This is a genomic window from Parapedobacter pyrenivorans (assembly GCF_014636865.1).
GTDB lineage: Bacteria > Bacteroidota > Bacteroidia > Sphingobacteriales > Sphingobacteriaceae > Parapedobacter > Parapedobacter pyrenivorans.
The window spans coordinates 284,257-285,231 of record NZ_BMER01000001.1 but is presented as its reverse complement, the minus strand read 5'-3'; the positions used below and the strand labels follow the sequence as shown (position 1 = coordinate 285,231).

General features: G+C 57.9%; 1 protein-coding gene. It reads left to right on the top strand.

What is annotated here, in order from left to right; genetic code table 11:
* Positions 1 to 975, top strand: a 975-nt coding sequence (locus IEV98_RS01125; RefSeq protein WP_229738703.1) for a CLIPPER-2 domain-containing protein, incomplete at both ends; no start/stop codon positions are given.

Below are 975 nucleotides of genomic sequence, written 5' to 3'. Positions count from 1 at the left end.
ATACGGACAACCCCGGCACGCCGGGTGACCCGGGCGTACCGACCGAAGTGGTTGTCCCGGCCGACCCCGCACTTTCATTCGCTAAGACGGGGGTACTGTCCGCGGACGGCAACACCATCGAATTCACGTTCACCGTGACCAACATCGGAAACGTAACGATGGATGGTATCACAGTGGCCGACCCGAAGATTACCGACGCGATTGTTCTTGACGTGACCACACTGGCCCCGGGCGAAAGCACGACAGGCACGGCGACCTATACAGTGACCCAGCCCGAAAAGGATGCCGGCGTGGTGGAGAACCTGGCCACGACCACGGGCACACCGCCGACGACTGACCCGGACAACCCGGCCGCGCCGATAACGCCCGTTCCATCGACCCCTGATAAGGACAACCCGGGCAAGCCAGGCGATCCGGGCATACCGACCGAAGTGGAGGTGCCATGGGCCCCTTCATTGACACTATCCAAAGTTGCAACAAGCGAAAGCCCATATGCCGTGGATGATTACATCGACTACGAAATGGTAGTCCGTAACACGGGCAACGTAACCCTGACAGACGTTGTCGTTACTGACAACAATGCGGAAATTGTCTCCGGTTCACCGATAGCCACCCTGGCACCGAACGCTACGGCCACGGTCATCGCGCGCCACCAGGTTACGCAATCCGACATCGACGCCGGCATCGTAGTGAACCAGGCGAAGGTGACGGCTGATGATCCGGAAGGCAACCCGACACCGGAAGTGCCGTCAGACAATCCGGGTACCCCGCAGCCGAACGACCCGACGGTTGTTGAATTGACTCAACAGCCTGGCTTGTCGCTTACCAAACGGACAACCGGTGAAGGCTCTTATACCATTGGTCAGTATATCAACTACGAGATAACCGTACGCAATACGGGTAACGTTACCTTGACGGATGTCGCCGTTATCGATGATAATGCGGAAATCGTATCCGGTTCATCGATAGCTGCTT